The following is a 23,375-nucleotide window of genomic DNA, read 5'->3' on the forward strand; positions in this document are numbered from 1 at the left end:
CTGTCCTGGTTTCTCCCGATGGACACAGACGTCACGCATATCGGGACGTGGCCCCCCGAGGGCGCCGCTCCCACCGTGGACCATCTCGTCGCCATTGTCCGGGCCGCCGAACTCGCCGGTTTCGAGGGGCTGCTGGTCCCCACCAGCTATCACAACACGCTGGACAACTTCACCACGGCCGCCGCCGTTCTCGCCCATACCGGCTCCGCCCATCTCCTGCTGGCGATCCGGCCCCACCAGTACCACCCGACCCATGCGGCGATGATGCTGGCGAGCCTCGGCACGCTGTTCCCCGGCCGGATCCGGATCAACGTGACGACCGGGGGCTGGGACGAGGACCGCTGGATAGGCAACGACGAGGACCGCGCGACGCGGAGCGCCCGGCTGGAAGAATGGCTTGAGGTGCTGACCTCTGTGCTCTACGGCACGAAGCCGCTGCGCCACAGCGGCCGCTTCTACTCGGCCGACGGGGCACGGCTGCGGTCGCCGCTGCGGGATCGGCTGCACATCGCCATGTCCGGTTCTTCGCCGCAGTCGCGCCGTACGCTGGCGCGCTTCGGAAGCGAATACCTCATGTTCGCCGCACCGCCGGACGATGTCCGCGCCGAGATCGCCCGGCTGCGTTCCACCCCCGGATGCGAGGCGGTCGCGGCGACGATGCGGGTGCACCTCATCGTGCGCCCGACCGAGGACGAGGCGCGGCGTGCGGCCGATGACCTCGTGTCCCGGGTCGATCCCCGGGTGCGCGAGAAGATCCGGGCACAACGCCACGAGGCGACCTCGCAGCGCACCCGGCAGAACGAGCTCGCGGCCTCCGAAGACCTCTACGTCGCGCCCAATCTCTGGGCCGGGGTGGGCACCGGCCGATTCGGCGCGGCGACGGCGCTGGTGGGGAGTCCCGACCAGATCGCGGACCGGCTGGCGGAGTACCAGGAGGCCGGAGTCCGCGGTTTCATCCTTTCCGGATATCCGAAACTCGAGGAATGCCGGCGGTTCGAGAACCTCATGACACCGGTACTGCGCGAGCGGGGCCTTCTGGTCACTTCTGACATGCCCTGAGGCGTCTCGGTCGCATCATTGAAATGCGCGAACAACGTCACGCCTGATCATCGCACCCGTCCTCACTTGTTGCCGCCGTCCCGGTAGAGCCGGGACGGCGGCATATTGGTCTACACCATCATGTTTCGGGCTGTCCGTTACATGGAAAACGACGGAACGGCCCTCTGCACCAAGGGGAAGCGTACAGCTACTTCCCGCCATTAAGGACCGGTCCGCCGTCTCCCATGCGCCCCTGCCGACGGGTGAGAAGTCCGCCGCTTTCATGAGGGGCTTGCACAACGGCGAGATTAACACATGACAAGATCCTGACCGTTTATGTACAGTCGTTTGTGCAATATGCAAACCAGAGCTCCCGGCTCTGGGGAGCGTCCATCAGGACGCACCAAGGAGCCGGGACCTGAGAGCCCCCGGGATTCCTTGGTGCGTTCGTGCACCAAGAAAGGAGTCCCGAATGAGGGGCTTCATACAGCGGATGCGCCAGGCGCTGCCTGACGCGTCGACGCCCGAGGGCAGGGCTCGTCAGAGCAAGATCGCCGCGGCCGCGGTGGTCTTCTCGCTCGTCCTCGGCCAGGTGGGCACCACGGTGCTCATCAAGACCGGCGTCAACAAGGAGAGCGCGGTCATCACGGGCTTTCTCACATACACGGTGGCGTCGCTCGTCTTCTGGGGCTATTCCAAGCCTCGGCTCCGGGCGAGTTGGTCACTCTGGTGGCGGGCCCTGCTCCTGGGCGGGATGTACGCCGCGAACGTCATCGCGTCGCGGGAGGCCTTGGGCTCCATCCCCGACGCGCTGATGACGACGGTGTTCTTCTTCGGGGGGCCGTTCTTCGTGGCCCTGATCCGCGGTCGCTCGCGGGTCACCCGGTACGTGTTGCCGACCGTCGCCATCGGCGGCGTGGCTCTCGTGGCGAAGGGCTGGCACGGCACCTTCCACCCGGCGTCACTCGCGTGGATCGGCGTCATGGCGCTGAACTACTACGTTTACGTCACCGTCACCTCCCGACTCAAGCGCAAGTACGAGGACGGGGGCGACGACCAGGTGAACGCCTGCATCTCTCTGAGCAGGATTCCGAGCGTGGTGTTCCTCGCCGTGCTGTTCTTCCGCGCGGACGGGGTGAACGCCACGATCGACCTCGGCAGGAATGCCGTTGTGGTCTGCGTCATCGTCGGAATCCTCTCGGGGATAGGCACGATCATCGCCAACCTCGCCTGGAACCTGGGGCTGCAGGAGAACACCCACGCCCTTCTCCAGCCGACTCGGCCCACGCTCAGCCTCTTCGGGGGCTGGATCGCGGGTCAGAAACCGCTGAGCGCGTCGGACTGGCTGCCGATCGCGCTGGGCGTCACCCTGGTCACAGCCGCCGGCCTTGGTGCCACGAAGGCTGAGATCCGGAACCGCCAGGCCGTCAAGGCCTGACCCGGGACCGGTCGTCCGACCGGTCCTTCCAGCGGAGCGGCGGGGCAACCCCCCGCCGCTCTCTTACGATCGAGGGCGAGGCGGCGCGGGGGCATCTGGTTCACGTGACCAGGCCGTTGCGGTAGGCGTAGACCACCGCCTGCACCCGGTCCCGCAGGTCGAGCTTGGTGAGGATGCGCGACACGTACGTCTTGACGGTCTCCTGGCTGATCACCAGCGTCGCGGCGATCTCGCTGTTGGACAGGCCGTCGGCGATGAGGCGCAGTACCTCCAGTTCGCGCGGGGTTATCGCGAGGTCGTCCGGCGCGCCGTCCGGGGGACGGATCCGCGCCGCGTATCTGCCGACGAGCCGCCGTGTCACCTCGGGCGCCAGCAGCGCGGCTCCGCTCGCGACGGTGCGGATGCCGTGGAGAAGCTGCGCCGGCGGGGCGTCCTTGAGCAGGAATCCGCTCGCTCCCGCGCGCAACGCCTCGTACACGTACTCGTCCAGGTTGAACGTCGTCACCACGAGCACCTTGACGGGTTCCGCCACCCCGGCGCCGGCCAGCAGGCGGGTCGCCTCGATGCCGTCGAGGACCGGCATCCGGACGTCCATCACCACCATGTCCGGCTTCAGCCGGCGGGCGAGGTCGACCGCGGCGCGCCCGTCCCCGCACTCCCCCGCCACCTCCAGGTCGGGCTGGGCATCGATGATCGTCGCGAACCCGGTGCGGATCAGCGCCTGATCGTCGCAGACCAGAACCCGGACCGGCGCGCTCACGACGGGCTCCCCGCGGGGATGCGCGCCCGCACCACGAAGCCGCCGCCCGTCCGGCCGTCCGCGCTGAACTCGCCGCCGAGGGCGTCGACGCGATCGCGGAGCCCGGCGAGGCCACGCCCGCTCCCGCCGGGAGACCCGGAGGGCGAGCGGGAACCGTCGGTGCTGACCTCCGCGGTGATCTCCCTCGCGCCGTAGCGCATGTGGACCACGGTGCGGCTGCCGTGGGCGTACTTGAGGGCGTTCGTCAGGGCCTCCTGCACGACCCGGTAGGCCACGAATTCTGCGCTTCCGGCCGCCGCCGGCCTGCCCTCCTCGGTGAACTCCACCGGCTGGCCGGCCAGGCGCGTCTGCTCGACGAGCGTGTGGAGCTCGCCGACGGACGGCCTCCTGGCACCGGTGCCGTCGCCGGGAACCGTGTCGTGGTCGGGGTTGAGCAGATCGAGCAGGTGCCGCAGGTCGCCGATGGCCCGCCGCCCGGTGTCGCCGACCGCGTTCAGGGCCTCGTCGAGGCGGTCGGGAGCGGCCGTCAGGTAGCGTGCCGCCTCGGCCTGCACGACCATCGCCGTCACGTGGTGGGTCACGACGTCGTGGAGTTCGCGGGCGATGCGGGTGCGTTCGGCGGTGCGGGTGGCCTCGGCGACGCGGCGGCGGCGTTCGGCCTCGGCGGCCCGGCCGGAGCGCCACCAGGCCCCGATGCCCCACGTGACGGCCAGCGCCAGGTAGAAGACCACGAATCCGTCCAGGCCCTCGGTCGAGCCGGACCGGTCGAGCTCGATCGCCAGCATCACATAGACCACGGACAGGACCGCCACGGCGGCGCGCCGGTGACGTTCCAGGTGGGCGCCCGCGCTCAGCAGCGCGAACGGCAGCGCGGTGCCCGCGACCATGTGGTAGCTGCGGAGTTCGGCGACGGTGAAGCCGAGCGACACCAGGGCGAGGCAGGCGGCAGGCCATCGCCGGCGCACGGCGAGGGGGAGGCACACCAGGGCGAGCACCACAATGGCCAGCGCGTCGAAGGGTCGCGGCGGCATGTCGCCGACCTCGGTCTCCTGGCCGCGGAGCACGGGCAGGAACGACGCGACGACCAGCAGGAGCGCCAACGGGAGGTCCCGGACCGTGACGTCCCACCGCCGCCATACGTCCGGGATCCGCCGGAGATCGATCACTGGAGGAGGGTAGCGGTCGCGGCGGCCCGTGCGCTGCGCCGATGCGGAATCAGCCGCCTGCGGCGATGCCCTTGTCCCCCGTGCGAGCTACCGGCGAATGTCCACCGGGTGGTGACGATCCGTCGGCCGTCGATTCCATAGCGTTTCGGCGAAGCGGTAGCGCTTCGGAATCATTCTCGGCGTCCATTCTCACCCTGGAGGACATCATGCCCAGCAAGATCAAGGCAGCCGCTTTGGTCGCGCTCTGCTGCACCGTGGCCGGCCCGGTACTCGCGGGCTGTGATGACGATACGGCGGCGGACTGGGACCCGTTCGCCTCCAAGACGCCCAAGGCCACCGCCGATCCGTTCTCCGGAACCAAGAAGATCGATGTCGCGGGCAGGTCGGTGAACGTGTCCTGTTCGGGCGTCCCCGCGAAGGGCAGGCCGGTCGTCGTCCTGCTGCACGGAGGGGGTGACGGGCTGGACAAGATGGCCGCCTTCCAGAAGACCCTGAGCAAGGCGAATCGTGTCTGCTCCTACGACCGGCTCGGCGCAGGCGCGAGCGACAAACCGGACGGTCCGCAGAGCTTCTCCAGCACGGGGAAGATCCTCACCGGGGTACTCGATCGGATCGCCGGTGACGGGCCGGTCGTCCTGGCCGGGCACTCGATGGGCGGGCTGATCGCCGCCCGATACGCCCCCGACCATCAGGACAGGGTCAAGGGGCTGGTCCTGATGGACGCGACGTCACCGACGATTACCGACGACATAACGAAGGCCATTCCCAAGTCCGCCACCGGGCAGGCGGCTCAACTACGCGCACAGAACCTTGCGATCTTTCAGGGGAACAACCCGGAAAAGCTCGTCATGACCGACGGAGAGGTGCGTTCGGCCGGAAGGATTCCGGTCGAGGTGATCAAGCATGGGAAGCCGTACCTCGCGGCCGTTCCCAAGTACGGGCCGCGCCTGGAGCAGGCGTGGACCGCAGGCCAGCGCAAGTGGCTCGCGCTGTCCAGCCGCAGCAGGCTGACCACGGCCGCGAAGAGCGGACACTACATCTACGTCGAGCAGCCTGATGCCGCCGTTCAGGCCATTCAACGCGTCACGTCACAGGCCGAACGCTAAGGACCGCCGTCCGGACGATGATCCGGGTGCCACCCTCGTGTCAGCCGTCCGCCTTGATCTTCTTCATGGTGAGGCGGGATTCCAGGCGCAGGACCGCGGGAAGCCCGTAGAGCCTGCCGGTGAGAAAGGCTTCGTAGGCGGCGTGGTCGGCGACGGCCACGCGGATGAAGTAGTCCGGGCGGCCGTACATGCGGCGGAACTCGACGACCTCCTCGTAGGCGGCCACGGTGTCCTCGAACGCCTCGACGGTCTCCCGGTCGGTGGCGGAGACCTCGACGTTGACCAGGACTTCCAGGCCGCGGCCGACCGCCTCGGGGTTGATGATCGCGCGGTAGCCGGTGATGACACCGCCCTCCTCCAGCCGCCTGAGGCGGCGCAGGCAGGGCGGCGGGGTCAGGCCCACCCGCCGGGCCAGTTCGACGTTGCTCAGCCGCCCGTCCTGCCGCAGCTGAAACAAAATTTCTCGATCGACCGCATCGATGATGAATTCATTGCTCACAGCACCACAATATCGCTCTGACCCGAAACCAAATTACCTGCATTTTCTAATAAACTGGCGCCCATGCGAGTCAGTTCCGTCGTTGCCGGTGACCGGCCTCGGTCCGCCCCGCCCCGGACGTCTTCCGCACGGGCGGCGCTCCGCGATTCGGCATCGGTGGGGCTGGGCTTCGTTCCGCTCGGTCTCGCCTTCGGGGCCCTGGTCGCACAGTCCGGTCTCCACTGGTGGTGGGCGGGCCTGTCGGCCGCACTCATCTACGGCGGATCGTTCGAGTTCCTGCTGATCGGATTGGTCGCCGCCGTCGCCCCATTGGCGTCGGTCGCCGTGACCGCCTTCATGGTGAACGTACGGCACGTCTTTTACGCGCTGTCATTCCCGCTGCACCGGGTGACCGGCCGTCTTGGAAAGGCGTACGGCACCTTCGCGCTCAGCGACGAGGTCTACGCGCTGACCACCGGTGAGGAGGCCCGCTCCTGGCCCGGCCGGCGCATCCTGTGGCTGCAGTCGTTCCTGCACCTGTACTGGACGGCGAGCGCGACCGCCGGCGCCCTGCTCGGCTCCGTCATCCCCGGCAGCGTCACCGGCCTGGACTTCGCCCTCACCGCCCTGTTCACCGTGCTGGCCCTCGACGCCCTGCGCGACCTGCGCGGCGACCTGCCCACCCCCGTGCTCGCCCTCCTCAGCACGCTGGCCGCCCGGCTGCTGTTCCCCGGCCAGGTGCTCCTGGTCGCGTTCGCCCTGTTCACCGGCGGGCTCCTGGTCCGGTACGCCACCATCTGCCGGAGGCCCGGCCATGCCTGACACCCGCTACGCCGTCGCCGCGATCATCGTCGCCGCCGCCGTCACATGGGCGCTGCGGGCCCTGCCGTTCGCCGCACTGGCGCCACTGCGCGCCAGCGGCATCGTCCAGTACCTCAACACCCGCATGCCCGCCGGCGTCATGGTGATCCTGGTCGTCTACTGCCTGCGCGACCTGCCACTGCCACGGCCGGAGGCTCTTGCCCCGCCGGCCGCCCTGGCGGCCACCATCGCCCTGCACCTGTGGCGCCGCAACGCCCTGCTCAGCATCCTCGGCGGCACCGCCCTCCACGTCGTCCTGGCCAGCACGATCCTCGCCCACTGACGAGCGCCGGGCATTCACCTCATCCGGGTGATGCGGCGCCCGCGTCGACGGCGACGCAATGGCGGGAGGCGTCTATCGGAAGGACCGGCCATGACGACGGCTCTTAGCGATCACCTGAGCCCTTCGGAGCGGGCCGCGTACGGCAAGGCCGCGCGTGCGAGGGTGCCCCGCACCGGGCACGCCGCGTTCGAACCGGACGGGCGGCGTCCCGATCCGATCGGCGTCATCGAGCGGCAGTCCGCCGAGCGTGTCCCGGAACTCGTGCCGATCCGGTACGGACGAATGCTGGAGTCACCGTTCCGGTTCTACCGGGGCGCGGCCGCGATCATGGCCGCGGATCTCGGGCCCGCGCCGCACACCGGGATCACGACGCAGCTGTGCGGCGACGCGCACCTGCTGAACTTCCGGCTCCTCGCCTCGCCCGAGCGCCATCTGCTCTTCGACATCAACGACTTCGACGAGACCCTGCCGGGACCGTTCGAATGGGACGTCAAGCGGCTCGCCACCAGCTTCGTCATCGCCGCCCGCGCCAACGCCTTCACCGCCGGGGAACGCCGGGCCATCGTGCGGACCTGCGTCCAGGCCTACCGGACGCGAATGCACGACCTGGCCGCCATGCGCACCCTCGACGTCTGGTACGCCCAGGACGACGCCGACCAACTCCAGGCGATCCTGCAGGAGCGCCTGGACAAGAACGCCCGCCGGAGAGCGTCCCGGGCGAAGGCCAAGGCCCGCAGCCGCGACAACATCCAGGCGTTCGACAAGCTCACGCGTCCGGCCGACGGCCGCAGGCGCCGCATCAACCCCGACCCGCCCCTGATCACCCCCATCGCGGACCTGCTTCCCGACGAAGAACGCTCCGAGCTCGAAAGGACGCTGCGGGGCCTGCTCCAGAGCTACCGCCGCAGCCTCTCCCCCGAGCGCAGGCATCTGCTGAGCCGGTTCCATCCGGTGGACATGGCGCGCAAGGTGGTCGGTGTCGGCAGCGTCGGCACCCGCTGCTGGATCGTCCTGATGCTGGGCAGGGACGACGAAGACCCCCTGCTGTTGCAGGCGAAGGAGGCCGGAGAGTCGGTCCTCGCCCCGTACGCCGCCGCCGCGCGGCAACGCAACCAGGGCCAGCGCGTCGTCGCCGGACAACGCCTGATGCAGGCGGCCGGCGACATCTTCCTGGGCTGGGACAGGGTCACCGGGATCGACGGCCGGCAACGTGACTTCTACGTGCGGCAACTGCACGACTGGAAGGGAATCGCCCAGCCCGAGACGATGCCGCCGGACACGATGGAACTCTTCGGCAGGCTGTGCGGGGCGTCCCTGGCCCGGGCCCACGCACGCTCCGGTGATCCGATCGCGATCGCCGCCTATCTCGGCAAGAGCGATGCCTTCGACCGGGCCCTGGCGGAGTTCGCGGAGAGTTACGCCGACCAGAACGAACGCGACCACCGGGCATTGGCCGACGCCGTCGAGGGCGGCCGCGTCACCGCCCAGAGCGTCTGAGACGGTTCAGGCGAGGATCTTGGTCTTCGCCTGCTGGTACTCCACCTCGCTGATGTCGCCGTGGTTCTTGAGTTCGGCGAGCTTGACCAGCTCGTCGGTCTTCGTGTGCTCCGGCGTCCCGGCCGCATCGCGGACGTAGGCCCGGAACTGGTCGTCGCGCTTCTGGACGGCGCGCAGGTCGCGTTCCCCCATGTCCCGGCCGCGCGCGATCAGGTACACGATGGCGCCGAGGAAGGGCAGCACGATCACGAAGATCGACCATCCCGCCTTGCCCCAGCCGCTCAGCCGGTCGTCGCGGAAGATGTCGGCGAGGATCCTGAAGAGCACCATCAGGAACAGGACCCACAGGAAGAACCACAGCATGGTCCAGAAGACGTTCAGCAGGGGGTAGTCCGTCGCGGCGATGGGTCTCGCGAGCTCGTTCATGGTGGTCCTCCTGTCGTCGGCCCATCCTCATCCGATGCGGCCAACGCTCCTCGCCCCCGACGGCACCGGAATCACCCACGGCAGGTGGTTCTGGAGACGATGGCCCGGCCCTGCTGCACCGGACCATCGTCAGTTGCGGGTTCCCGCTACCGCTCGTCCGCATTGAGCAAACGCGCGGTTATTGCCGCAGGGCCAACCTTGGTACGGGGCTCGACGACGGTTTCCCTCTCCCCGAGGGCCACCGTCACGGGCTCGCCGGTCTCGTTGGCCATTTGGATCGCGTCGTACGCGACATCGTCGAGGTGCACGTCAGGTTTGTCCGGCACGTCGATTCGGTTCGGCACAGCCTTCCTCCTTTTGATTTCCGTGGCGCCCTGCTGGTGTGCCGGGCGCGCTACGGAAATTGACTGTGCCGAGCCGGGGTGGATATGCAGACGTATCACAGGCGAGGGTGGAACAGTTCACCCCCCCGTTGGCAGGGCTATCGCCAATGTTCACTGGGAGGAGCCATTCGCGCTCCGGGGAGGTCGGCGTAGAAGCGGCCTCCGGGGCAGGAGGTGAGTTCCATTTGCATGCCCCAGGGGGTCAGGAAGTAGAACCAGCGTTGGCCCGCCACCGGGGAGTCCGGTGCGACGCCGTTGGGTCCGTCCATGAGGGTGACCCCGGGGATCGCGCTGACATACGCGTGCGCGACGTCGATGTCGTCGACGTAGAACGCCAGGTGATGGCCGCCGATGTCACTGTTCCTCGGGGGTGACGGCCGCTGCTCGGGAGCGTCGTATTCGAACAGTTCGAGGTTGGTGTGCAGGCCGAGGCGGACCATCGCCAGGCGGCAGACGGCGCGGGGGTCGACGTTCAGACGGCGGGTCATCTCGTCGGCCTGCCCGGAGAAGGGGCCGTCGTGGAAGATCAGCTCGCCGCCGAAGTGGTCGACGAAGAAGGACACGGCGGCGTCCAGATCCGGGACCGTGTAGGCGACGTGGTCGACGCTCCGGATGGTGGGGACGCCCCGCGGGACCACCTGTTCGCCGTTCAATGACTTCTCCGTTCGTGTCGGCCGGTCAGGAGGTGAGCTCGCCCGCGGCGGCCACCCGGAGCGCGAGGGCCGCGACCGTGAGGGCGGGGTTGACCGCCGCGGACGACGGGAAGGGCGAGCTGTCGACGATCCAGAGGTTGTCCACGTCATGGGCCTTGCAGCGGGAGTCCACGACGCTGCCGGCCCCGTCCTCGCCCATCCGGGCGGTGCCGCACTGGTGCGACGTCGCCTCGATGCCCAGCATCTGGTGGAGGGTCACCGGGTATCCGGCGCGGCGGGCCACCTGCTTCATACGGGTGACCAGTTCACGGTGCGCGGACAGGTTGGTGGGCCGGCGGCTGACCACGATGCGGTCACCGGAGCCGAGCCGGATCCGGTTCTCCGGAAGCGGAAGGTCCTCGGTCTGGAGGAACAGGTCGAGGGTGCGGCGCGTCACGGCGTCGAGGACCGGCATGGGGACCATCCGGCGCGCGTTCTTGACCATCGGGCCGCGCAACTTGCCGAGCCCCTGCACGTTGCCCAGGGGGTAGCGGTTGTCCGCTCCGGCGCTGTACCAGTCGTTGAGACCGAGCGTCTTCTGGTAGACGTCGTCGTTGGTCCGCCGAGGGTCCGCCGCCAGGAAGAACGTCGTGACGTGCGTCATGTAGTTGCGGCCCACCTGGTCGGAACGGTTGGCCAGGCCGGTGGGGTGCGCGTCGGAGGCGGAGTGGAGCAGCAGTGCCGCCGTGTTGGCCGCGCCGGCCGAGACCACGAAACGCTTCGCCCTGATGGAGATGTCACGGCCGTCGCGGCGCGCCCGGGCCTTGCTGACCTGGCGCCCGCGCGAATCGGTCTCCAGCCGTTTGACCTCGGTGCGGGTGAGCAGCCGGACCGTCGGCGACTTCAGTGCCGGGCGCACCGCGGCGACGTCGGCGTCTCCCTTGGCGTCCACCAGGCAAGGGAAGGCGTCACAGCTCGGGCATCGGATGCACTTGCCGCCCTCCCGCAGGTCGATCGCCTGAGGGAGGTGGAAGGGGTGCAGACCCTGTTCGCGCAGGCTCGCCTCGAACCCGGCCACGGCCGGTTCATGAGATACCGGCGCGAACGGGAAGTCCGTCGAGCGCCAGGGGTCGGTGGGGTCCTCGCCTTTCCGGCCGTGCACCCAGAACATGCGCTCGGCCTCGGCGTAGTGGGGCTCAAGGTCGTCATAGCTCAGGGGCCATGCCGGTGACACGCCGTCGGGGTGCTCGACCGCGTCGAAGTCGTGCTCGCGCATCCGGGGCAGCGTGGCGCCGTACATCTTCGTGCTTCCGCCGACGTAGTGGTAGTTGCCCGGGACGAAGCCCCGGCCGGTCTCGTCGTACCAGAGGGCGGAGTTCTTGTACCGGCCGTCCACGAACACATCCTTGGCCGACCAGTTGGCGACCTCCTTGGGCAGGAAGTCGCCCTGCTCGACGATCAGGACGCGGGCCCCGGAGTCGCGGAGCGCGTAGGCGAGGGTGCCGCCGCCCATGCCGGAGCCGATGATGACGATGTCGCATTCGAGTTCGTCCGGTGGATCGGCTATCACCGCCGGCCTGCTCCCGCCGAACACCTGTGTCATCGAAGCTCCTTGGTCCGAGGGGTCGAGGGTTGAACCCTAGGCACCGAAAGGGCGGGCCGAGGAGGGCCATCGCGTGCAGGATCGCGGCCGGGCTTGCACATACCGTGCATGGGCCCCCGCATGACTCATCCGGCGGCGAACGGCCGCTGCAGGAGGTCGAGGCCGCGCACCGCCAGCAGGAGACGCTCGCGCACGGCGGGGTCGTCCAGGGAGACGCCCATCAACCGGTCGAGCCGTTCGAGCCGGTAGTACAGCGTGCGCCGCTGGACGTACAGCGCGCTCGCGGCCTGGGACTTGTTGCCGTCGCATTCCAGGTAGGCCCGGAGCGTGGGCAGGAGGCGGTTCGCGCTGCTCGCGTCGTGGCGCAGCAGGACGCCCAGTTCGTCCTCCACGTAGCCGGCCAGCTCGGGGCCCTGGGCCAGGGCGACCAGCAGCCGCAGGACGCCGAGGTCGTCGAAGCGCAGCACGGACGGATCCGGGCGGGCGGCCGCCGCGGCGGCGGCGTTGCGGGCCTGCTGGACGGCGACCGGCAGGTTCGCGGGCTCGATGATCCGGCTGATCCCGGCGCGTACCCGGTGGCCGTCCAGCGCGTCGACGATCACACGGTCCGGCGTGTCCGGCGGCAGCCCCGCCACCGCCAGCGTGTAGTCGCCCATGTCGGCGACGACGGCGGGGGCGCCGATGCCGCGCAGGGTCTCGGACAGGTCCTGTTCTGCGAAGGTGCCGTCCGCCCCGTCCTTGCCGACGACGACCACCAGGAGCCGCCGGCGGCGCAGGTCGCGGCCGAGCGCCAGCGCCTTCCGCACGAAGTCCTCACCGGACAGGTCTCCCAGCATGAGCCGGTTGACCAGGGCACTCTGGCGCTGGGCCGAGCGCGCTCCGATCTCGCGTTCGCTCAGCAGCGTGATGGCCACGGCCGCGGCGGCCCGATCCAGCGCGTACAGATCCGACCCGGCGAGCTCGGCCGGGCCGTGCAGGACGTGCAACCAGCCCCAGCACTCGCCCCGGAGCACGACGGGCCGGCGGGCGCACTCGGCGAAGTCGGCCGCGGTCCGCGCCCGCACCGAGGGCAGGGGGCGATGCCCCCGAGGTGACAGCGGCTGGAGTTCGTGCAGGACCCGTGAATGGGTGCTCCACTCGGCCATGATCTGGTCGGCCTCGGGGGTGCGCCCGGCGTAGGCGAGCACCTGGTGGGACATGTCCTCCAGCACGATCGGGTGACCGACCCGCCGCGCCAGCTCGGCGGTGAGCGCCAGGGAGTCCTGGCCGTCCAGCAGGAGGTTCATGAAGGCCTGGCCGATGGCCTCCTCGTCGGTGAGCTCCTGCACGCGCTGCTCCACCAGCATCTCGTGCACCTGGGCGGACACCTCCGCGAACGGGATCTCCTCCTTCAGGCCGACCACGGGGAGACCGAGCCGCTCGGCCTCCTCGACCACGCCGTCCGGCATCGTGGCGAACGCCCGTCCGGCCAGCTCGACGACGAGAACGGCGGCGTTCGCCGACCAGATCCGCCGGATGTAGGTGCGCTGCTCCTCGTCGGTGCCCCCGATGCCGAGACCCGCGGTGAGCAGCAGCTCACCGCCGGACAGGAACCGTGCGATGTCGGGGATCTCCCCCGCGTGCACCCAGCGGACCGTCCGGTGCAGGTTGCGGTGCCCGGCGAAGATCCTGGCGCCGGCACGCCGGAAGATCTCAAGATCCAGAACCGCCTCGATCGTGAGCCCCATCGAGAACCCTTCTCCACCGGAATCTCGGTCACTGCACGGACTGTGCAGTGATCGGGCCTGTCGCTTCGCATCGCGAGTCTGTCAGCGGCGGTGATGCGTCGCAAGACTTCTCCCCATCGCCGCGATCGGTCCGGCAGCCTGACCCGGCCGACAGAGCCGTTCGGAGCGCCTCCGGCATCGAGCCCACGTCTTTTCGCAAGGGAGAGTCCGAGTGTCCATCAGCCTGAAGGCCGCAGCGGGACGGACACCGGCGCGTGCCGGTGATCCGCAGGTCATCGAGACGGTCGCGCAGGTCATCGCCGATGTGCGCGCCGAAGGCGACGACGCGGTCAGGCGCTACTCCCGCAGGTTCGACGGCTGGGCGCCGGACTCCTACCGGCTGCGCGACGACGAGATCGCCGCCATCGTGAAGTCGGTGCCCGAGACGGTCCTGGACGATCTCCGGTTCGTCCAGGACCAGGTGCGCGGCTTCGCCCGGGCGCAACTCGACTCGATCGGCGACATCGAGGTGGAGACACTGCCCGGGGTGGTGCTCGGCCACCGCAACATCCCCGTCTCGGCCTCGGGCGCGTACGTGCCCGGCGGACGGTACCCGCTGACCGCATCGGCCCACATGACGGTCGTCACCGCGAAGGTCGCCGGCGTCGACCGGGTGGCGGCCACCACGCCGCCCGGCGGCGGGCAGCCTCCGCCGGTGAGCATCGCGGCGATGCATCTCGCAGGCGCCGACGACATCTATGTCCTCGGAGGCGTGCAGGCCATCGCGGCGCTGGCGCTCGGCACGGAGACGATCGCGCCGGTACCGCTGATCACCGGCCCGGGCAACGCCTATGTCGCCGAGGCGAAGCGGCAGTTGTTCGGTGAGGTCGGCATCGACCTGTTCGCCGGCCCGACCGAGATCCTCATCGTGGCCGACGAGACCGCCGATCCGTTCGTCGTCGCGGTCGACCTGCTCAGTCAGGCCGAGCACGGCCCGGACTCGCCGGCCGTGCTGATCACGACCTCCGCGGAGGTCGGCCGGCGGACGATCGAGCACGTCGAGCGGCTCCTCCCCGGCCTGCCGACCAACGCGGTCGCCGGTCCGGCCTGGCGCGACCACGGTGAGGTCCGGGTGGTCGACGACCTGGACACCGCCTACGCGCTGGCCGACACCTACGCCTCCGAACACGTGCAGATCATGACCGCCGATCCCCGCATGGCCCTGGAGCGCATGCGCGACTACGGTGCCCTGTTCCTCGGCGCCGGGACGTGCGTGTCCTTCGGCGACAAGGTGATCGGCACCAATCACGTGCTGCCCACGCTCGGTGCGGCGCGCTACACGGGCGGTCTGTGGGTGGGGAAGTTCCTCAAGACCGTCACCTACCAAGAGGTGCGCGACCCCGCGACGAGCGCTCTGCTCGGCGAGGTCTGCGGCCGGGTCTCCCGCCTCGAGGACTTCGAAGGCCACGCCCGGTCAGGCGACATCCGGGCGGCCGCCGCCGGCGGCCGTGAACCCGCCTGGACCGACCACGCCATGGATCACGAAAGGTAAGGCCGATGTCCACGACACAGGACGGCCGCCCGCAGGTCTCCGCAGACGACGCCCAGCTCAAGGCTCTGGGCTACGAGCAGAAGTTCGAACGCCAGATGGGGCTGTGGGCCAACTTCGCACTCGGCTTCCTCTACCTGTCACCGCTCGTCGGGGTGATCGCGCTCTTCGCGCAGGGCCTGACGACGGCGGGACCCCCGGCCGTCTTCTGGATCTTCATCGTCGCCGCCGGCCAGTTCCTCGTCGCGCTGGTGTTCGGCGAGGTCGTGGCGCAGTATCCGCTCGCCGGCGGGCTCTACCAGTGGGCGCGGCGGCTGTGGAGCGGCCGGTACGCGTGGCTGCTGTCGTGGATCTACATCTGCGGTGTGATCATCGGCATCACGACCACCGCGCTGTTCAGCGCCGACTTCGTCGCCAGCCTGCTGTTCGGCACGGCCGACGATCCCGGCGCGCAGTCCTCGCCCGGGTCGCGCCTGGTCATCGCCGTGATCGTCACGGCGATCGGGCTGGTGCTCAACGCGACGGGCACGCGGACGCTGGCCCGCATCTCCAAGATCGGACTGGCGGCGGAGCTGGTCGGGGTGATCGCCGTCGGCCTGTACCTGCTCGTCTTCCAGCGGCACCAGCCGTTCTCGGTCTTCTTCGACACCATGGGGACCGGCGGCCACGGCGAGGGGTACTTCGGCCCGTTCCTGGCCGCGTCGCTGGTCGGGCTGCTGCTGTTCTATGGTTTCGAGGCCTGCGGCGAGGTCGCCGAGGAGGTACCCGACCCGGCCCGCCGGATCCCCCGGGCCATGCAGCTGACCGTGCTCGTCGGCGGAGGCTCGGCACTGCTGTCCTACGCCGGCTACGTCCTGGCCGCGCCGGACCTTCCGGCCATCGTGTCCGGCGACGTCGGGAACCCGATTCCGGCCATCCTGCAGAACTCCCTCGGCTCGGTCGGCACCAAGGCGTTCCTCGTCGTCGCGCTCACCTCGTTCCTGGCCTGCGTGATGGGGCAGCAGGCGGCGGCCAGCCGGCTCGTGTTCTCCTTCGCCCGCGACGACATGTTCCCGGGCAGCCACGTCTTCTCCCGCATCTCGGCCAAGCGGCACGTCCCGGTGAACGCCCTCATAGCCGTCAACATCCCGCCGCTGGCGCTGTTCCTGTTCGTGTACTTCGCGCCGGACTCGCTCTTCCGCATCGCGGCGTTCCAGATGCTCGCGGGGTACGTCGCCTTCCAGATGGTCGTGCTGGCGGCGCTGCGCATGCGGCTGAAGGGCTGGCGCCCGGCCGGCGCGTGGAGCATGGGCAAGGCCGGGCTCCCGGTGACGGTCGCCGCGCTCCTGTACGGGATACTCGCGATGATCCTCCTGGCCCAGCCCACCGGTGACTCGGACCTGCCCTTCTACGACCGGTGGATCGCGCTCATCGGCTTCCTGATCGTCGCGGGCGCCGGCCTGGCCTACCTCCTCACCGTCCGGCCCGGGGACCGGTCGGACGCGCAGGAGGGCGACGCGATCGAAGTCGCCCGCCGGCTGCGGGACCAGCGGCCCTGACCTCAACAGACCGACGTCTCACCTTCACCGAAAGGAGCGCACCGTGCCCGTGCTCACCGGCGGCCAGATCGTCGCACGCACCCTGCGCAACTACGGAGTCGACTACGTGGCGGGGATCCCCGGCCACGGCATCTGGTCGCTCACCGACGCCCTCCTCGACCAGGAGTCCCGGATCCCGTTCATCCAGGTCTTCCACGAGCAGAGCGCCGTCCACCTGGCCGACGGCTACTACCGGACGACGGGCCGTCCGATGGCCGCCGTCACCTCGATCGGCGCCGGCGCCAGCAACACCGTGATCGGCATGGCCACGGCCTTCGCCGACTCCACGAGCGTGCTGGTCGTCACCGGCGGCCCACCCACGCACATGCGCGGCCACGGCCTGCTCCAGGAGCTCGACCGGTACACCGCCAACGACTTCCCCAAGGTGGCCGAGGCCGTCTCCAAGCGCCACTGGGTGGCGACCAGGGTCGACGAACTCCCCTTCGTCCTCCACCGGTCCTTCAACTCCATGCTGACCGGGCGGCCGGGGCCGGTGCACGTCGAGATACCGATGGACGTCCAGGCCGAGAGCGCCGACGTCTCGCTGCACGACCTCGCCGCACGCCTGCCGGTGGGCCGCCAGTATCCCGACCCGGAGGCCGTCGACCGCGCCGCCGCCGTGCTGCGCGCCGCCGAGCGGCCGGTGATCGTCGTCGGTGGCGGGACGGTCAGCGGGGACGCGGGCCAGGAGGTGCTGGGCCTCGCGGAACGCTGGAACGTCCCGGTGGTGACCACGTGGAACGGCAAGAGCGCCTTCCCCGAAGACCACCCGTTGTTCGCCGGGAGCGTCGGCCAGACCGGCACGATCCCCGGCAACGGGATCGCCGCGGCGGCGGACGTCGTCGTCGCCGTCGGCTGCCGGTTCACCGACTGGTCGGCCTCCAGCTACGCCCAGGGGGTCAGCTTCTCCATTCCGCCGGCCAAACTGATCCACATCGACGTCGACCCGCACGAGATCGGCAAGAACTACCCGGCCGAGGTCGGCATCGTCGCGGACGCCAGGTGCGCGGTCGCGGCCATCACCGACTCGCTGCCGGCGGCGACGCCCGCCCGCGCCGAGTACCTCACCCATCTCGCCACCCTGAAGGAGGACTGGGAGCGCAAGCTCGCCGGACGCCGGGACAGCAACCGCTTCCCGTTCACCTCGCAGCGCCCGCTCGGCGCGCTGCGCAAGATCCTCCCGCGCGACGCGGTCATCGTCGTCGGCTCCGGGAACACCCAGGGAGCGGTGAAGCAGACCTTCCCGGTGTACGAGCCCCGCACCCACCTCACCTCCGGCGGGTTCTCCTCCATGGGGTGGGCGGTGCCCGCCGCGGTCGGCGCCAAGCTCGGCCGGCCCGAGGCCGATGTCGTCTGCGTCCTCGGCGATGGCGACTTCCTCATGACCGCCCAGGAGATCGCGCTCAGCGTCACCAACGACGTACCCGTGGTGTACGTCGTGCAGAACAACGCCGGATACATGTCCATCCGCGGCGGCCAGCGCAAGCAGACGTCACGGCACATCGGCACCGAGTTCAACCACCCGGGCGGGGAGCCCTACAGCCCCGACTACGCGGCGCTGGGCAAGGCGTTCGGGCTGCGGTCCTGGCGGGTCGAAGGGCCGGACGAACTGGAGCCCACACTGCGCAAGGCGATCGAGTCCCGCGCCCCCGCACTGGTCGAGGTGCCGACCGACCGCGACGCGGCGGGCCCCTGGACGCCCGGATGGTGGGACTTCCCAGTCCCCGCGTACATCACCGACGAGCGCCAGGACGAGTACCACCGGACGCGGGCCCGCGAGCAGCATCTGTGAGCAGGGCGGCCGGGATCCCGGCCGCCGCCCGTCCCGACGAGGAGTGAGCCGACCGATGAGAGCCGGAATCGTCATTCTCCCGGAGTACCGCTGGCCGGACGCCGAGCCGAAGTGGCGGCGGGCCGAGGAGTACGGCTTCGACCACGCGTGGACCTTCGACCACCTGGGCTGGGAGTCGCTGGTCGACGGTCCGTGGTTCGGGGCCGTGCCGACGCTGGCGCTGGCCGCGCGGGCCACCGGGCGGATCGAGCTGGGCACGCTCGTCGCCTCGCCGAACTTCCGGCATCCGGTGCCGTTCGCGAGGGAGATCCTGGCGCTGGACGACGTGTCGGCGGGCAGGTTCACGCTCGGCGTCGGGGCGGGCGGGGCCGGTGACTACGACTCCACCGTGCTCGGCGCGGACGGGAGACCGGTGAGCCGGTTCCGTAGGTTCGCGGAGTTCGTGGAGTTCCTGGACGCCCTGCTGAGCAGCGAGCGGACCACGCTGGCAGGGGAGTACTACGCGGCCGTGGACGCGCGCAACGCCCCCGGCCCGGTGCGGTCGCCTCGCCCGCCGTTCGTGATCGCGGCCAACGGCCCGAAGGCGCTGCGGGTCGCCGCCCGGTTCGGGCAGGGGTGGATCACCACGGGGGCGCCCAGCGACGACCTCGACACCTGGTGGCGGCATGTCGCCGATGCCGCCGCACGGTTCGACGAGGCGCTGGACGAACAGGGGCGGGAGCGCGGGTCCGTCCGCAGATTCGTGCAGACCGACGCCGCACCGGTGTTCTCCCTTTCGTCCGTCGAGACCTACCGGGACTTCCTCGGCCGTGCCGCCGAGCTCGGGTTCACCGACGTGGTTGCGCCGTGGCCCCGGCGGGAGGGTGTCTTCGCGGGTTCGGAGCAGGTCCTGGAGGCGGTGGCCGCGGAGGTCCTTCCCGGACTGCGCGCCCGAGCGTCGTGATCAAGGTCGCCGAGCGGGCCGGTCTCTCCGTCGTCTTCTTCGTCAACGGATTCGTCCTGGCGACCTGGTTCGCGCGGATCCCCGGCGCCGCCCAGCGGTCGGGACTGCACCACGGGCAGCTCGGGGTGGCGCTTCTGGGGATGTCGGCGGGAGCGCTGGTGGCGTTCCAAGCCAGCGGATGGCTGAGTTCTCGCCGCGGGAGCGCGTTCGCCACCAGCGTCTTCGGATTCGGTTTCTGTGCCGCGCTCCTTCTTCCGGCAATTGCGACATCCTTGTGGGCCCTGTTCGGGGCCCTGGTACTGCTCGGCGCGGGCAACGGCGGGATGGACGTCGCCATGAACGCGCAGGGCCTGCAGGTCGAGAGGCGGCGAGGACGCCCGGTGCTGTCCTCCCTGCACGGCTTCTTCAGCCTCGGCGGACTGGCCGGTGCGGCTACAGGCGTGTTCGCCGCCGGGCACGGGGTGTCCCTCACGGACCATTTCTTCGCCGTCGCCGCCGTCGCGGTGGCGGTCCTGGCCGCGATGCGCCCCTCGATGGTGCGCGACCTTCCCGAACCTCCAGGCGACTCCGGAGCCCGCAGGGAGCGGGCCGTCCGCCTGCCGCCTCGTCCTCTGTGGGGCATCGGGGCGATCGCCTTCTGCGGCGCGGTGGCGGAAGGGGCCATGGCCGACTGGACCGCGATCTACCTTCGCGATGCTCTGCGCTCCACCACGGCGGTCGCGCCGCTCGGCTACGCGGCCTTCTCCGCCACCATGCTGATCGGCCGCTTCTCCGGCGACGCGCTACGCGGCCGGTTCACCCCCCGGCGGATCATCACGACGGGCTCCGTGATCGCCGCCGCCGGACTGGCGGGCGGGCTCTCCGTGCCCCGTCCGGCGGCGGCCGTCGCGGGATTCGCGATCGTGGGTCTCGGCGTGTCGATCATCGCGCCGGTCGCCTTCGAAGCCGCCGCCAGGGGCCCGCTCCTGCCACCCGCCCGGGCGCTGTCCGCGGTCGCCACCATGGCGTACACCGGGTTCCTGGTCGGACCCCCGCTGCTCGGCTTCGTCGCCTCCGCCACTTCGCTGCGATCGGCGTTGTCGCTCGTCGCGGTCCTGTGCGCGGTCGCCGCCGTCATGGCCACCAGGGCAGGAGACCTTCGCGCGACGAAGGCCCCGAGCTCGGCGTGACCTAGGCCGCGAGACGAGTGGCGGCCGTTGCCACGACCAGCCCGAGCACACCCACGTCGGCAAGAAGCAGGCGAGCGGGGTCGTGCACCCTGAGTCGCGACGCGATGGCGCCGAGCATCAACAGCATCAGACCGCCCAAGGCGAGCAGACCGAGAAGATCCACCTTGATTCCGATCAGCACGCCCACGCCGCCGGCGGCCTCCAGCACCCCCACCGCACGCCACACTCCGGGCGCCATACCGAAGTGGTCACGCACAGCCAGGCTCTGACGGACACCGAGCACCTTCACCCCGCCCGTCACGACGAACAACACCCCGACGACGGACGACAGCACTGCCGCTACCACGTTCACATGCCCACCTCTGAAGCCGGCGCCGGAACCTGACGCCCAAATCATCGGCCATGACGGCCGGCCGCAGAGCCGACTGTGATCAAACCCACGCGCGACGAAGCCACCTGTACGGCGAAGCCTCCCCGCCCTATGATCAACGTATGAGCAGTTGTTCAGATGTTCAGGCAACCCGCTCCCGCATCCCCCACCCCGCACCGAGTCCTCGGAGGACCTCATGGCGACGGCCGCGCTGATCATCTACGTGCTCTGGGCCGCCCTGGCGTTCGGGCTGCGCAGCCTGCTGCAGTGGCGCCGCACCGGCGACACCGGATTCCGCGGCGCGGGCCTGCGCACGGGCGGCATGCAGTGGTGGGCCCGGATCGCCTTCGTCGCCGCGCTGCTGGTCGGCGCCGCCGGCCCCGTCGCCGACCTGGCCGGACTCGACCCCCTCGGCGTCCTGGACCACCCGATCGTGCGCGGCGGCGGACTGGCGCTGGCCGCGCTCAGCGTGGCCGCCACCCTGGCGGCGCAGATGTCCATGGGCGCCTCCTGGCGCATCGGCGTCGACGAGACCGAGCGCACCGCCCTGGTCACCACCGGCGCGTTCGCCCTCGCCCGCAACCCCATCTTCACCGCCATGATCGCCACCGCGGCGGGCCTGGCCGGGATGGTCCCCAACGCCGTCTCCCTCGGCGGCCTGGTCCTGACCGTCGCGGCGATCCAGCTGCAGGTCCGCGCCGTCGAGGAACCGTACCTGCGCCGCGTCCACGGGCAGGACTACGGCCGGTACGCCGCCGACGTCGGCCGGTTCCTCCCCGGCATCGGCCGCCGCCCCGCGTGATCCGATCCGCCCCGGCCGGAGTCGGATGACTCAGGATCGGCATCATGACGTTCATCATCTGTGGTCGGTGACATCGGAATCTGCCGAAGCCGCCCGTCCGCCGCTCAGACTCGTCCCGGGCGAGCATCTCAGAGCGAAGGGGCGAGGAATGACCCTGCCGGGCTTGACCAAGACCACCGCGAAACGGCCGACCCGTCCGAGGGCGCTCGCCGTCCTGGCCTTGGCCGGCACAGCGACCGCCGTATGGGCGGGCGCGTCGGGGACCGGCGTGCCCGCCGCGCAGGCCGCCCCGGCGGCCGCCCGGACGGACACGACGTGTCCGAGACCGCCGGGGCTGCAGACCACATGCGGAACCATCCGGGTGCCGCTGGACCGCGCCGCCCCCGCGTCCGGAGAGACCACGGTGCGGTACATGCTGGTCAGACACCGCGGCACCGCACCCACCGTCGGCACGGTGGCACTCAACGACGGCGGACCGGGCAACGCCACGATCGTGGGCCTGGCGCAGCGGCCGCAGCTTCTCCTCGGCGTCTTCGGCAAGATCCTCGATACCCACGACATGCTGCTGATGGACCCTCGCGGCACCGGCGGCTCAGACGCGCAGCACTGCGAGGACCTCTCCATCGACGCCATCCCCGCGACGCGTTCCGGGCTGCTGGACGCCGTGCGAGGATGCGGACGCGAACTGGGGAGACGCTCCCGCCACTACACCTCGGCCGCCACCGCCGACGATCTCGACGCGGTCCGGGCGCACCTGGGCATCGGCCGGCTGGACCTGCTCGGCGAGTCCTACGGCAGCTACCTCATGACCGTGTACGCACAGCGCCACCCCGGGCACGTCCGCTCCATCGTGCTGTCGAGCGCCTATCCGCTGGAGTTCGACATGTGGGCGCGCCCCAACGCCCAGGCGACGAGGCGGGCGATCAAGGTGCTGTGCGAGCGCAGCTCGGGCAGGTGCGCCGGCGAGCGGGTTCTCGCCGACCTCGGCACGCTGGCCGGTCGGCTGCGGGCGCGGCCCGTCCCCTATGAGGGCGCGGGCGCCGAGCGCGTGCTGGACGACACGGCGCTGGCCGCCATCACCTACGACGCCGCCGGAGACCGGGAGCTCATGGGACGGCTGCCCGGCATCGTGCGAGCGTCCTTGAAAGGCGACTACGGGCCGTTGACCGAGGTGGCCGCCTCGCGGGCCCAGCCGGCGCTCAGCGACCGGCTCCCCCAACGGAGGGTGGGCCGGCGGAGCGGGCAGGCCGACGAGCAGTTCTACGGACTCACCACATGGGCCTCGGTGATCTGCAACGACTACCCGACGCTGTGGGACCGGCGTGCCCCGGTATCGGCGCGGACCCGGCAGTACGAGCGGGGACGCGAGCGGCTGGCACCGGGCGCCCTCGCCCCGTTCACGGCACGCGCCTGGACGAACGGAATCTACGACCGCGGCAACTTCTGCTTGCGCTGGCCGGACCGGAACGGGCCCGTACAGCCCACCGACCGGCCACTGCCCGACGTGCCGGTCCTCGTCCTCTCCGGTGAACTCGACGCCAACACCCCGACCGCGGAGGGACGGGCGGCCGCGCGGCAGTACCCGCGTGCCCGGGTGATCGAGATACCCAACACCGGTCACGTCGCCGAGTTCGACGAGCAGGCCAACCCCTGCGTCATGGAGTTGCAGTCGGAGTTCTTCCGCACCGGGAGGGCGACCGGCACCGGCTGCCTGGCCGAGATCCCCCCGATTCCTGTCGACTGACGGGAATCGGCCCAACGGGTGCTCTCCCGGGATGCCGGCGGCACTGAGGACG

Annotated in this window: 22 protein-coding genes; 13 read left to right on the forward strand and 9 right to left on the reverse strand. The window is 70.4% G+C overall.

All coding sequences use genetic code 11. The features are described from left to right. The first annotated feature begins 18 nt into the window (after positions 1 to 18). Together ACQPZP_RS41675 and ACQPZP_RS41680 are read left to right on the forward strand one after the other, a co-directional pair. Positions 19 to 1,059, forward strand: a complete 1,041-nt coding sequence (locus ACQPZP_RS41675; RefSeq protein ID WP_433475112.1) for an LLM class flavin-dependent oxidoreductase — start codon at positions 19 to 21, stop codon at positions 1,057 to 1,059. A gap of 451 nt (positions 1,060 to 1,510) precedes the next feature. Beyond that, entirely contained in the window at positions 1,511 to 2,476 is a 966-nt protein-coding gene (locus tag ACQPZP_RS41680; protein ID WP_433475113.1) for a hypothetical protein, read from the forward strand. 100 nt (positions 2,477 to 2,576) lie between these two features. Here ACQPZP_RS41680 and ACQPZP_RS41685 read toward each other — a convergent pair whose 3' ends face one another. Together ACQPZP_RS41685 and ACQPZP_RS41690 are read right to left on the reverse strand one after the other, a co-directional pair. Next, positions 2,577 to 3,236, reverse strand: coding sequence for a response regulator (locus ACQPZP_RS41685; RefSeq protein WP_433475114.1), 660 nt, complete (start codon positions 3,234 to 3,236; stop codon positions 2,577 to 2,579). After that, positions 3,233 to 4,402, reverse strand: a complete 1,170-nt coding sequence (locus ACQPZP_RS41690; protein ID WP_433475115.1) for a sensor histidine kinase — start codon at positions 4,400 to 4,402, stop codon at positions 3,233 to 3,235. The genes ACQPZP_RS41685 and ACQPZP_RS41690 overlap by 4 nt, the downstream gene beginning before the upstream one ends. 206 nt (positions 4,403 to 4,608) lie before the next feature. On the opposite strand from ACQPZP_RS41690, the gene ACQPZP_RS41695 reads away from it, so the two are divergent. Further along, positions 4,609 to 5,508, forward strand: coding sequence for an alpha/beta fold hydrolase (locus ACQPZP_RS41695; RefSeq protein WP_433475116.1), 900 nt, complete (start codon positions 4,609 to 4,611; stop codon positions 5,506 to 5,508). A gap of 40 nt (positions 5,509 to 5,548) precedes the next feature. Here ACQPZP_RS41695 and ACQPZP_RS41700 read toward each other — a convergent pair whose 3' ends face one another. Further along, positions 5,549 to 6,007, reverse strand: coding sequence for an Lrp/AsnC family transcriptional regulator (locus ACQPZP_RS41700; protein WP_433475117.1), 459 nt, complete (start codon positions 6,005 to 6,007; stop codon positions 5,549 to 5,551). Between the two features lie 63 nt (positions 6,008 to 6,070). Here ACQPZP_RS41700 and ACQPZP_RS41705 point away from each other — a divergent pair, with 63 nt between their 5' ends. From ACQPZP_RS41705 to ACQPZP_RS41715, 3 genes are all read left to right on the forward strand, one after another. Next, positions 6,071 to 6,808 (forward strand): AzlC family ABC transporter permease, encoded by a 738-nt coding sequence (locus ACQPZP_RS41705; protein ID WP_433475118.1) that lies wholly within the window; start codon positions 6,071 to 6,073, stop codon positions 6,806 to 6,808. After that, positions 6,801 to 7,130, forward strand: a complete 330-nt coding sequence (locus tag ACQPZP_RS41710) for a branched-chain amino acid transporter permease (protein ID WP_433475119.1) — start codon at positions 6,801 to 6,803, stop codon at positions 7,128 to 7,130. The genes ACQPZP_RS41705 and ACQPZP_RS41710 overlap by 8 nt, the downstream gene beginning before the upstream one ends. A gap of 90 nt (positions 7,131 to 7,220) precedes the next feature. Next, complete coding sequence (locus tag ACQPZP_RS41715) at positions 7,221 to 8,627, forward strand: DUF2252 domain-containing protein (RefSeq protein WP_433475120.1); 1,407 nt, start codon at positions 7,221 to 7,223, stop codon at positions 8,625 to 8,627. Between the two features lie 6 nt (positions 8,628 to 8,633). Here ACQPZP_RS41715 and ACQPZP_RS41720 read toward each other — a convergent pair whose 3' ends face one another. The 5 genes from ACQPZP_RS41720 to ACQPZP_RS41740 form a co-directional block, all read right to left on the reverse strand. Beyond that, entirely contained in the window at positions 8,634 to 9,053 is a 420-nt protein-coding gene (locus ACQPZP_RS41720) for an SHOCT domain-containing protein (protein ID WP_433475121.1), read from the reverse strand. A 146-nt stretch (positions 9,054 to 9,199) separates the two neighbouring features. Beyond that, the gene (locus ACQPZP_RS41725) at positions 9,200 to 9,397 is read right to left on the reverse strand and encodes a hypothetical protein (protein WP_433475122.1); all 198 of its coding nucleotides are present in this window, start codon (positions 9,395 to 9,397) and stop codon (positions 9,200 to 9,202) included. Positions 9,398 to 9,534: 137 nt separating this feature from the next. Then, entirely contained in the window at positions 9,535 to 10,089 is a 555-nt protein-coding gene (locus ACQPZP_RS41730) for a VOC family protein (RefSeq protein WP_433475123.1), read from the reverse strand. A gap of 25 nt (positions 10,090 to 10,114) precedes the next feature. Further along, a complete protein-coding gene (locus ACQPZP_RS41735; RefSeq protein ID WP_433475124.1) occupies positions 10,115 to 11,671 on the reverse strand; it encodes a GMC oxidoreductase in 1,557 nt (518 codons plus the stop codon). A 125-nt stretch (positions 11,672 to 11,796) separates the two neighbouring features. After that, the gene (locus ACQPZP_RS41740) at positions 11,797 to 13,398 is read right to left on the reverse strand and encodes a PucR family transcriptional regulator (protein WP_433475125.1); all 1,602 of its coding nucleotides are present in this window, start codon (positions 13,396 to 13,398) and stop codon (positions 11,797 to 11,799) included. Between the two features lie 211 nt (positions 13,399 to 13,609). Between ACQPZP_RS41740 and hisD the strand changes: the two genes are divergently transcribed. From hisD to ACQPZP_RS41765, 5 genes are read left to right on the forward strand one after another with little or no spacing between them, the layout of a single operon-like run. Continuing rightward, a complete protein-coding gene (hisD, locus tag ACQPZP_RS41745) occupies positions 13,610 to 14,929 on the forward strand; it encodes a histidinol dehydrogenase (protein WP_433475126.1) in 1,320 nt (439 codons plus the stop codon). A gap of 5 nt (positions 14,930 to 14,934) precedes the next feature. Beyond that, positions 14,935 to 16,464, forward strand: coding sequence for an APC family permease (locus ACQPZP_RS41750; protein ID WP_433475127.1), 1,530 nt, complete (start codon positions 14,935 to 14,937; stop codon positions 16,462 to 16,464). Positions 16,465 to 16,507: 43 nt separating this feature from the next. Next, on the forward strand, positions 16,508 to 18,295 hold the full coding sequence (locus tag ACQPZP_RS41755) for a thiamine pyrophosphate-binding protein (RefSeq protein ID WP_433475128.1): 1,788 nt from the start codon (positions 16,508 to 16,510) through the stop codon (positions 18,293 to 18,295). A 55-nt stretch (positions 18,296 to 18,350) separates the two neighbouring features. Next, the gene (locus ACQPZP_RS41760; RefSeq protein WP_433475129.1) at positions 18,351 to 19,238 is read left to right on the forward strand and encodes an LLM class flavin-dependent oxidoreductase; all 888 of its coding nucleotides are present in this window, start codon (positions 18,351 to 18,353) and stop codon (positions 19,236 to 19,238) included. Continuing rightward, positions 19,235 to 20,407, forward strand: coding sequence for an MFS transporter (locus tag ACQPZP_RS41765; RefSeq protein WP_433475130.1), 1,173 nt, complete (start codon positions 19,235 to 19,237; stop codon positions 20,405 to 20,407). Before ACQPZP_RS41760 ends, ACQPZP_RS41765 begins: the two co-directional genes overlap by 4 nt. Position 20,408: 1 nt before the next feature. Here the strand turns inward: ACQPZP_RS41765 and ACQPZP_RS41770 are convergent, their stop codons facing one another. Continuing rightward, on the reverse strand, positions 20,409 to 20,759 hold the full coding sequence (locus tag ACQPZP_RS41770) for a DoxX family protein (protein ID WP_433475131.1): 351 nt from the start codon (positions 20,757 to 20,759) through the stop codon (positions 20,409 to 20,411). A 214-nt stretch (positions 20,760 to 20,973) separates the two neighbouring features. On the opposite strand from ACQPZP_RS41770, the gene ACQPZP_RS41775 reads away from it, so the two are divergent. Continuing rightward, entirely contained in the window at positions 20,974 to 21,579 is a 606-nt protein-coding gene (locus ACQPZP_RS41775; protein WP_433475132.1) for a methyltransferase family protein, read from the forward strand. 163 nt (positions 21,580 to 21,742) lie between these two features. Next, positions 21,743 to 23,323: an alpha/beta fold hydrolase gene (locus ACQPZP_RS41780; RefSeq protein ID WP_433475133.1), complete on the forward strand. Its 1,581-nt coding sequence runs from the start codon at positions 21,743 to 21,745 to the stop codon at positions 23,321 to 23,323. Positions 23,324 to 23,375 lie beyond the last annotated feature (52 nt).

This window comes from Spirillospora sp. CA-142024 (genome assembly GCF_050942325.1).
Taxonomy (GTDB): Bacteria; Actinomycetota; Actinomycetes; order Streptosporangiales; family Streptosporangiaceae; genus Spirillospora.

Coding starts and splice junctions, on each gene's coding strand:
- ACQPZP_RS41735 (WP_433475124.1), bottom strand. CDS start 11,671: ATGACACAGGTGTTCGGCGGGAGCAGGCCGGCGGTGATAGCCGATCCA.
- ACQPZP_RS41695 (WP_433475116.1), top strand. CDS start 4,609: ATGCCCAGCAAGATCAAGGCAGCCGCTTTGGTCGCGCTCTGCTGCACC.
- ACQPZP_RS41710 (WP_433475119.1), top strand. CDS start 6,801: ATGCCTGACACCCGCTACGCCGTCGCCGCGATCATCGTCGCCGCCGCC.
- ACQPZP_RS41740 (WP_433475125.1), bottom strand. CDS start 13,398: ATGGGGCTCACGATCGAGGCGGTTCTGGATCTTGAGATCTTCCGGCGT.
- ACQPZP_RS41775 (WP_433475132.1), top strand. CDS start 20,974: ATGGCGACGGCCGCGCTGATCATCTACGTGCTCTGGGCCGCCCTGGCG.
- ACQPZP_RS41680 (WP_433475113.1), top strand. CDS start 1,511: ATGAGGGGCTTCATACAGCGGATGCGCCAGGCGCTGCCTGACGCGTCG.
- ACQPZP_RS41760 (WP_433475129.1), top strand. CDS start 18,351: ATGAGAGCCGGAATCGTCATTCTCCCGGAGTACCGCTGGCCGGACGCC.
- ACQPZP_RS41715 (WP_433475120.1), top strand. CDS start 7,221: ATGACGACGGCTCTTAGCGATCACCTGAGCCCTTCGGAGCGGGCCGCG.
- ACQPZP_RS41675 (WP_433475112.1), top strand. CDS start 19: ATGGACACAGACGTCACGCATATCGGGACGTGGCCCCCCGAGGGCGCC.
- ACQPZP_RS41705 (WP_433475118.1), top strand. CDS start 6,071: ATGCGAGTCAGTTCCGTCGTTGCCGGTGACCGGCCTCGGTCCGCCCCG.
- ACQPZP_RS41750 (WP_433475127.1), top strand. CDS start 14,935: ATGTCCACGACACAGGACGGCCGCCCGCAGGTCTCCGCAGACGACGCC.
- ACQPZP_RS41720 (WP_433475121.1), bottom strand. CDS start 9,053: ATGAACGAGCTCGCGAGACCCATCGCCGCGACGGACTACCCCCTGCTG.